Raw genomic sequence first — 8305 nt, forward strand, 5'->3', positions numbered from 1 at the left:
GCTTGGCAAATGCGAAAAGAGGAGGATCCTAAGACGATTGGCAACCTTTTTTACATCCTTTGCGAAGATGTAAAAGACATAGATTTTATTACTGCCCTTCAATCACTTATTGACCTTTTCCAAACTTCGGCGGAAGCCGAGGTTTCTTTGAACATGGACATCTTTAAAAATCAAATGAATAAATGGTTGGCCACTATGCCTAATTATATCAAGCAATGCTTAAATATTTCTGTGTGCGAAAGTTGAGTATATTATATAACTGGCTTTCGTCCTTTCGAAAAAGACGAAAGCCTTTTTTTCATGCAGGATAAATCTATGAGATACATTTATAAAATTGCAAAAATATGATACATTTCTACATAATGAAGGTGTCTCCTATTCTAGCGATAATAATACATTTCGTTTGGCACATTAAAATTATGAAGATGAGAAGGTGGCTTCAATGAATGATTCACCTATTTTTGCCTTAGACATCGGTACTAGATCCGTTGTCGGCTTGTTGTTAACGCCTAAAGAACAAGGATATACACTCCTTGACATAGAAATGATGGAACATGAAGAACGGTCTATGCTTCATGGTCAAATTCATCACATCCCGCTAGTTGCAAAAGTCATTTCTTCAATACATAAAAAGTTAGAAGCACGCCACGGTCCCTTACGTTCGGTCTGTGTCGCGGCAGCAGGACGTTCATTGAAAACAAAACGAGGAAAAGCATCAGTGGATATTTCTAGAAAAACATTGATGACAGAACAAGACGTCCTCCACCTTGAATTAAGTGCTGTCCAAAAAGCTCAGTTTGCCCTCGTAAACGAAGAAGAAAATGAAGAGAAACATAGTGACTATCATTGTGTCGGTTATTCCACGCTTCATTACCACCTAGATGGAGAACCAATCGGTAGTCTTATTGATCAAACTGGTGAGGAAGCCGCTGTAGAAGTCATTGCTACTTTTCTTCCAAAGGTTGTGATCGATTCTTTAATGGCTTCACTCAGTCGTGCTGGTTTGGAACTGGAAGCATTAACGTTGGAGCCGATCGCTGCCATTAATGTTCTTATTCCAAAGTCAATGAGACGGTTAAATGTCGCCCTTGTCGATATTGGAGCTGGTACATCCGATATTGCCATTACAGATGATAATACAGTCATCGCCTATGGGATGGTTTCCACTGCCGGAGACGTTATTACCGAAGCAATAAGTGACGAATTCCTTCTTGATTTCCACGAGGCAGAGAATGTAAAACGACAATTATCTAATCATGAAATCGATACAATTACAATGACAGACGTTCTTGGTATGGAGACTTCTCTCTCAAAAGCAGAAGTGTTAAAAACAATTCATCCAGCCATCGAACAACTGGCAAAAGCAATATCAGAAGAAATACGCACATTAAATGCAAAACCTCCGAAAGCAGTGATGCTTGTCGGTGGTGGTAGCCTTACACCTTATATTAGTGAATCAATCGCAAAACAACTGCAGCTTCCTTCAAATCGCGTCGCCATCCGCTCAATCGATGCGATTAAAGATTTAACCATTAAAGATAATGTCAAAGTAAGTCCAGAACTTGTGACTCCCATCGGCATTGGTATTACCGCAAAAGAAAGTCCGATACAATATGTCAGTATTACTGTGAATCAACAAGTCTTGCGATTATTTGATGTGAAAGAACTGACCGTGGGAGATGGCTTGTTAGCTTTCGGAATGGATTTAAAGAAATTATACGGAAAGCCGGGAATGGCAATGTTTGTCACCGTCAATGGACAGCGAATTACCCTTCCAGGTACACACGGAGAACCACCAATGATTAAAAAAAATGGCAAACCCGCCCGACTTGATGATCCGTTACATGCACGTGACGTACTAGAAGTAAAGCAAGGTGCCGATGGACGACCAGCGACTGCTACTGTCGGTCATTTATTAGAAGAATTACCTTCAGTGTCATTGAGTATAAACGGGAAAAAGAAGATCCTTGAAGCGAAAATAACAAAGAACGGAATAGTCGTTCAAAAAGATGAACCCATCCAAGACAATGATCAAATTGAAGTACATTTTCCAACCAATATAAAAGAAGTACTGAAAGAAGCAGCCCTTCCTTTTCCTACACCATTTTATGTTTACGTAAACGACGAACGAATCACCCTCCCATACGAAGACTGGAAAATCTGGAAAAATGGACAAATTGCGACGCTCGACATCTCTGTGCAAGCCAATGATTTCATCGAATGTAAACGAATCGAACGAGCTCATCCTACGGTAAAAGATCTTTTATTAAAATTAAATGAGCCTTTTGAACATTCTATCGATGTTTTCTTTAATAACAAACCAGTTACGCTAAAAAAACGAGCCATAACCATTACAAGGAATGGTGTTCCACTATCTTTCAATAAGCCATTAATAAACGGAGAATCGTTACATATGCAAAAAGAAAGTCCATTGGTATTTATTTTTCAAGATGTATTTCGTGAAGTGCAAATGAACGTCGATTCTACGAAAAAAGAAAGATTTGTGATGAAAAAAAACGGTGCCCCTACAACCTTCACCGCACCAATTCAATCTGGAGATAAACTAGAAATAACTTTTGAGCCATTACATGAAAGAAAGCAAACCCCCTAGTTCGTGACGGAACTTAGGGGTATCCTATCTCTTAGTTCACTTTTTTCAAACTCATTAACATCGGATGATATGTCGCTCGAATGAGTCCGTCTTTCTCATATTTTTCTTCATATAGACGAATCACTTCTTTCCAAAAAGAAGGACGTTGAATAGAATTTTCACTCGTACTACTACTAGCTCCTACTTTCTTAATAGACTGTAAGAAATTTCTCACCGAAGGATACCATTCGCGATGTTCCCATTCCTCCCCCCTTATTTGCACAAGTTCCGAGTTGCTTTCAAAGACCATTTCTATCTTTTTACTTAACTGCTTCAAGGAATCAAATAAGGGACCTGCTGTACTTTGGGCAAAACGTTTTTCTAATTTTAAATGCTTTTTCGCAAGTTCATAACACGTATGTAATTCATGAAAGGTGTTGTTACCAAAGGTGGTAAAACAAAGCACCCCTTGATCATTTAACGCGTTCATTAATTGATAAACGGTCTTTGAAAGATGATGAAACCATTGAAACGTTGCATTGGAAACAATCAAATCATACCTTTCATTCCAATGCATGTTCTCTGCATCGCCGCAGAAGAACGATACTCTTGAACTACGTACTTTTGTTTTAATTTTTTCAATCATTCCAGGTGCTAAATCTACTGCCGTAATGTGAGCGAACGGAAAATGGGTGAGGAGCTGTTTTGTAAGATAGCCTGTACCACATCCAATTTCTAAAATACGAAAGTTTATTTTATCTGTTTTGGCAGTAACGTGTAAAACATGTTTCATTAAGCGCTTGGCCATTTCTTTTTGTACGTGCGCATACTCATCATAGGTGGCTGCATGTATAGAAAAACGTTTTTTCAACAGTTTTTTACTTCCCATCCGCTACTTCCTCCAAACAAAATTCTAATATTTTATCAAGACATTGCTCTCTTTGCGTCAAAAACGGCACATGGCCTGCATTTGGAACTATATGCATTTGAGAATGTGGGATTTTTTTCGTGATCGTCGTGACTGCGGCGAGCGGACATATCTGATCTTTCTCCCCATGAATAAACAGTGTAGGTACATGTAGAGCGGACAACTTTTCCCTTACATCGGTGTAAAGTAAGTAATCTAAGCCATAAAATAATGACTTAGGAGAGTCTTTACTAAAAGAGGGACGTATACACTCAACAAAGTACGGCAGCCACTTTTCCTTTTCTTCTTCTGAAAATAACAGTTGATCAAATGCTTTTAACGTTTCTTCTGGAGAGGATATTATACTTTCTTGCATTTTCTTTACAATACGCGCAGACCACCCTTTTCGTTTCTCTTGTACAAAACAAGCGGTGCCACTAATTAGAATGAGACGATTTATTTTTTCCGGAAGAGCGAGCGCTGTTTCCAATGCAGCAATGGCACCAAGAGACCAACCGATTAAGGTAACCTTACTATTATCGTCACCCTTATTCTTCATGGGATCGAAAGTCGAAGACGTAGTAACTGCTGCAATCATTTGTTTTGTTCTATTAGTTATTTCTTCTTTCGAAGCGATATTTCTATAATCTACACAAATGGTAGGGGCGTATTGACTTAGTACCGATTGAAGAGGATAAAAAACACTTTGATGCATACTCCACCCTGGTAACAATATATAAGAAGAAGTCATCCGAGAATAACCTCCTTCCAACGAATATGTTTCCGAACAGTGTGGGTGATACATGTTACGGTCCGATCTTTTATATACGGAATAGAACCGAGCACCGACACACGACCGAATGTTTCAATTAAATGTGGATTGTCTTCTTTACTGCAGTCATCTTGATTGTTCACATTTGTTTCGTTTAAAATGACTCCCAAAACGTCTAGTCCTTTTGTCTTTGCATACTCAATCGTGAGTAAAACATGATTGACCGTTCCCAATGTCGGTCGAGCAACAATTAACAACGGAAAACGGAGAGCTTTAGCAACGTCCGCTACGGTGTAATGCTCCCCAAGGGGAACAGCTAATCCTCCCGCTCCTTCAACTAAATAATAAGAGTGATTATTTTTTATGGTCTCCCAAGCTTCTATCACTCTTTGAAAGGAAACTGATTTTCCTTCTTTTTTCGCTGCCATATAAGGAGATAATGGGGCATTAAACTGAAACGGGTTCATTTGTTCTAATGATAGTTTTCCTGGCACAAACTTCTGAAGAATGGCAGCATCACTTTGAGCATCTTCTCTTTTTACACCGCTCATCATCGGCTTAAACATTCGAACGTCTAATCCTTCCTCGGATAACATGCGCCCTAATGCTGCGGTAATCAACGTCTTTCCAACACCTGTGTCTGTGCCAGTAATAAACAGTCCACGTTGACTCATGAAAACACCTCTTCCATTTCTTGACCAATTGTACGGAAAGCATGAATGAGTTGATCGACTTGTGCTTCCGTGTGCGTTGCCATCAAAGTAATCCGAATCCGACTTTTCCCTAATGGGACTGTTGGAGGTCTAATTGCTGGTGCGTACATGCCGAAATCGGCTAGTTTTTTCGAAAACAATACTGCTTTTTTGGCATCTCCTAAAATAACAGATGTAATCGGCGTTGGGTCATCTACAGGTGAAATGATAAAGTTTGCCTTTGTTAATCCTTCTCTCAAACGATACGTTAAATCCATTAAATGATTTCTCTTCCTTGTTTCCTTTGGTAACAATTGAATCGCTGTTAAGGCAGTTGCCACCATCGCTGGAGACAATGACGTTTGAAAAATAAACGATCGTGCTTGATGGTGAAAATAACGAATCAACGTGTTTGAAGCCGCAACGTAACCTCCTTCTCCTCCAATTGCTTTACTAAGTGTTCCGACATGTAAATCAATCTCTTCTGTCACCCCAAAATACTCCGCTGTTCCTGCTCCCGTTTCTCCGATCACTCCTGTGCCGTGAGCATCGTCTACCATGACGAAAGCATCATACTTTTTTGAAAGATGAACGATATCTACTAACGGCGCCATATCTCCATCCATACTAAATACACCGTCAGTCACGATGAAAATACGTCCATTTCGGCTCTTTTTCACCATAGCCTGTTGTAATTTCCGTTCCAAATCATCCATATTCACATGTTTATAAACAATTGTTTCCGCCTTACTTAACGCACACCCATCCACAATACTCGCATGATTCCATTCATCGCTTAGAATGATGTCTCCTCTTTTCATAAGAGACGAAATAACACCAATGTTCGCTAAATAGCCACTGCTAAAAACCAGTGCCGCTTCCTTTCCTTTGAATTGGGCAATTTCCTTTTCTAATGCTTCATGTAAAGAAAAATTACCGGTAGTTAAACGCGAACCTCCACTTCCAGTTCCGTACTTTTCGATTGCCTTGATTGCTTCTCTTTGTAACCGCTCATCAGTTGTATAACCTAAATAATTGTTACTTGAAAATAGCAACATTTCTTTACCTTCGATAATCGTTACCGGTTTCGCAGCTTGTTCCAATGTACGAAGGATCCGCAAGAAACCACGCTTTTCCCATCTTCTCAGTTGCCTTTCTATATCAAACATCGACCGCTTTCCTTTCTGTCACGAGCTGGATAGCTTTTCTCATAATATGAATCATTTCACGCAAATCTTTTTCTTGTGTAATAAGCGGAGGCATAAATACGAGAACATCCCCCATCGGTCTCGAGATCATACCTAATTCCCGCATTTTTAACGTTACTTGATAACCCATTCGTTCTTCCCACGGGAACGGTTCTTTCGTCTCCTTGTTTTTCACTAATTCCACACCAACCATAAAACCGATGCCTCGAACATCTCCGACATGAGGCAACTCTTTAAGAGATTCTAAAGACGGTGCGATTTTTTTAGACTCTGTTTGCACGTTTTCTATCACTTTATTTTGTTCAAACAGTTCGATATTTGCGAGCGCAACGGTGCAGCCTAATTGATTTCCTGTATAGGAATGTCCGTGAAAAAATGTTTTCATTTTTTCATAGTCATCGTAAAATGCTTCATATATTTTTTCTGTTGTCAGTGTCGCTGCGACCGGTAAGTAGCCACCCGTTAATCCTTTCGCCACCGTCATAATATCTGGCTCTACATTTTCGTGATCACAAGCAAACCACTCTCCCGTACGCCCAAATCCTGTCGCCACTTCATCAGTGATCAGCAGTACATCGTATTTTCGGCAAAGAGAGGCCACTTCTGATAAGTAGCCGTCTGGCATCCGAATCATTCCACCTGCCCCTTGCATGATCGGCTCACAAATCAGTGCCGCGATTTCCTCATGGTGAGAAACTAATATCTTTTCTAATTCAAATAAACACTCTTCTTTACATACTTCCGCTTCGCTACTTTCATGGCGATATGTATATGGATAAGGTACTTTATAGCTGTCAAATAACAAGGGCTTATATAATTTATGAAACAAATCAACAGCACCTACACTGACAGCTCCAATTGTATCGCCGTGATAACCGTTATTCATCGTAATAAATTTTTTCTTTTTTGAAAATCCTTTATTTTGCCAATATTGGAAAGCCATTTTTAAAGCAATTTCCACAGCAGTTGCTCCACTGTCCGAATAAAATACTCTTTTTAATGACGAAGGAGATAATTGCACTAACTTTTCAGCAAGTAATACCGCTGGCACATTTGCCATTCCAAGTAGCGTGGAATGTGAAATTTTTTCTAATTGACGATTAATAGCCTCATTCAAAAATTTATTGTTGTGACCATGGACGTTTAACCAGACTGAAGAGTTGCCATCGTAATATTTGTTCCCTTCTGTATCTTTTAAATAAATTCCCTCTCCTTCTGCAATAATTAATGGGTTTTGATCGTAATCTTTCATTTGCGTAAAAGGAAGCCACACATATTCTTTACTTTTTTGGAGAAGTTCTTCATGACGAAAGTGATTCATTCCAGTCACCCTTTTTAAATTATATGTTAACCTTAAATTTGTTAAGGTTTACATATATGAAAACATAATTAAAAATGACTGTCAATCTATTCCTTTAAAATTGTCTGGCCTATTGAGAAATCAAATAGGTTTTTTTAAAAACTGTTGTGATATCGTGACAATTATGTTAACATTATGGAAAGAATAAAAATATTTAGATATTTAGTGAGGTGATGTGATGAAAGGATGGAAATATACTCGTTCTTTTCTCCTTGCCAATGTTTTATTATTAGCGACATTCGTGTTTCTCCCAGTCCTTCTTTTAACAGACAACATTGCTGTTTACCAAAGTTTCTCAAACTATTTGCATAAATGAGTCACAGCTGATTACATTTTTTTCACGACTGTAATCGACGAGAAACGCGTAAGGATTTTAAGGAAGTGATTGTAATCAATAGACGCGCATATGGATACTACGTAAAATAAGCTATCTCAAAAGTAATTGTTTAAAACTTTTTGAGATAGCTTTTTATTTTCCTTAAAACTTTTATTAAATACTGAAAAGAAATCGTTTGATCATGAAGAGATGTTGAAACACTTCATTTTTATTAAAATAATTACCAAAATAAAAGAAGAAGATTCATTATTTTCATAGTGAATCTCCTTCTTTTATTACTGCCCGGCAACGTCCTACTTTCACAAAGGGTCTCCCCTTCATTATCATCGGCGCTAAAGAGCTTAACTTCCGTGTTCGGCATGGGAACGGGTGGGTCCTCTTTGCTATGGTCACCGGACAAGTATGAATTTGTCGTTTCCACTTGGCGTGGAAATCCTTC

7 protein-coding genes, 1 rRNA gene and 1 pseudogene are annotated in these 8305 nt (G+C 38.7%); 3 read left to right on the plus strand and 6 right to left on the minus strand.

All coding sequences use genetic code 11. The features are described from left to right. Both GJS40_RS10705 and GJS40_RS10710 read left to right on the plus strand, forming a co-directional pair. Nucleotides 1-246: pseudogene (locus tag GJS40_RS10705) on the plus strand (IS4 family transposase); the annotation flags it as partial. A 196-nt stretch (nt 247-442) separates the two neighbouring features. After that, nucleotides 443-2611: a cell division protein FtsA gene (locus GJS40_RS10710; RefSeq protein ID WP_270897856.1), complete on the plus strand. Its 2169-nt coding sequence runs from the start codon at nt 443-445 to the stop codon at nt 2609-2611. A gap of 31 nt (nt 2612-2642) precedes the next feature. Here the strand turns inward: GJS40_RS10710 and bioC are convergent, their stop codons facing one another. The 5 genes from bioC to bioA are packed head-to-tail and all read right to left on the minus strand — an operon-like array spanning nt 2643 to nt 7490. Continuing rightward, entirely contained in the window at nt 2643-3479 is an 837-nt protein-coding gene (bioC, locus tag GJS40_RS10715; protein ID WP_270897857.1) for a malonyl-ACP O-methyltransferase BioC, read from the minus strand. After that, on the minus strand, nt 3469-4248 hold the full coding sequence (locus GJS40_RS10720) for an alpha/beta fold hydrolase (RefSeq protein WP_270897858.1): 780 nt from the start codon (nt 4246-4248) through the stop codon (nt 3469-3471). The genes bioC and GJS40_RS10720 overlap by 11 nt, the downstream gene beginning before the upstream one ends. Beyond that, nucleotides 4245-4943, minus strand: a complete 699-nt coding sequence (gene bioD, locus GJS40_RS10725; protein ID WP_270897859.1) for a dethiobiotin synthase — start codon at nt 4941-4943, stop codon at nt 4245-4247. The genes GJS40_RS10720 and bioD overlap by 4 nt, the downstream gene beginning before the upstream one ends. Next, nucleotides 4940-6130 carry an 8-amino-7-oxononanoate synthase gene (bioF, locus tag GJS40_RS10730; RefSeq protein ID WP_270897860.1) on the minus strand — a complete coding sequence of 397 codons (1191 nt, stop codon included), beginning with the start codon at nt 6128-6130 and terminating at the stop codon, nt 4940-4942. Before bioF ends, bioD begins: the two co-directional genes overlap by 4 nt. After that, complete coding sequence (gene bioA / locus GJS40_RS10735) at nt 6123-7490, minus strand: adenosylmethionine--8-amino-7-oxononanoate transaminase (protein ID WP_270897861.1); 1368 nt, start codon at nt 7488-7490, stop codon at nt 6123-6125. The genes bioF and bioA overlap by 8 nt, the downstream gene beginning before the upstream one ends. Before the next feature lie 217 nt (nt 7491-7707). Between bioA and GJS40_RS10740 the strand changes: the two genes are divergently transcribed. Next, nucleotides 7708-7845 carry a hypothetical protein gene (locus GJS40_RS10740; protein ID WP_270897862.1) on the plus strand — a complete coding sequence of 46 codons (138 nt, stop codon included), beginning with the start codon at nt 7708-7710 and terminating at the stop codon, nt 7843-7845. A gap of 301 nt (nt 7846-8146) precedes the next feature. On the opposite strand, the gene rrf is transcribed toward GJS40_RS10740, so the two are convergent. Continuing rightward, nucleotides 8147-8263, minus strand: a 5S ribosomal RNA gene (rrf, locus tag GJS40_RS10745). Between the last annotated feature and the right edge of the window lie 42 nt (nt 8264-8305).

Origin of the sequence: Aliibacillus thermotolerans (genome assembly GCF_027853235.1) — a bacterium.
GTDB classification, from domain to species: Bacteria; Bacillota; Bacilli; order Bacillales; family Marinococcaceae; genus Aliibacillus; species Aliibacillus thermotolerans.

Bases quoted from the DNA above. Each gene is read 5' to 3' on its own strand.
- GJS40_RS10710 (WP_270897856.1), top strand. From the start codon at position 443: ATGAATGATTCACCTATTTTTGCCTTAGACATCGGTACTAGATCCGTT.
- bioC (WP_270897857.1), bottom strand. From the start codon at position 3,479: ATGGGAAGTAAAAAACTGTTGAAAAAACGTTTTTCTATACATGCAGCC.
- GJS40_RS10720 (WP_270897858.1), bottom strand. From the start codon at position 4,248: ATGACTTCTTCTTATATATTGTTACCAGGGTGGAGTATGCATCAAAGT.
- bioD (WP_270897859.1), bottom strand. From the start codon at position 4,943: ATGAGTCAACGTGGACTGTTTATTACTGGCACAGACACAGGTGTTGGA.
- bioF (WP_270897860.1), bottom strand. From the start codon at position 6,130: ATGTTTGATATAGAAAGGCAACTGAGAAGATGGGAAAAGCGTGGTTTC.
- bioA (WP_270897861.1), bottom strand. From the start codon at position 7,490: ATGAATCACTTTCGTCATGAAGAACTTCTCCAAAAAAGTAAAGAATAT.
- GJS40_RS10740 (WP_270897862.1), top strand. From the start codon at position 7,708: ATGAAAGGATGGAAATATACTCGTTCTTTTCTCCTTGCCAATGTTTTA.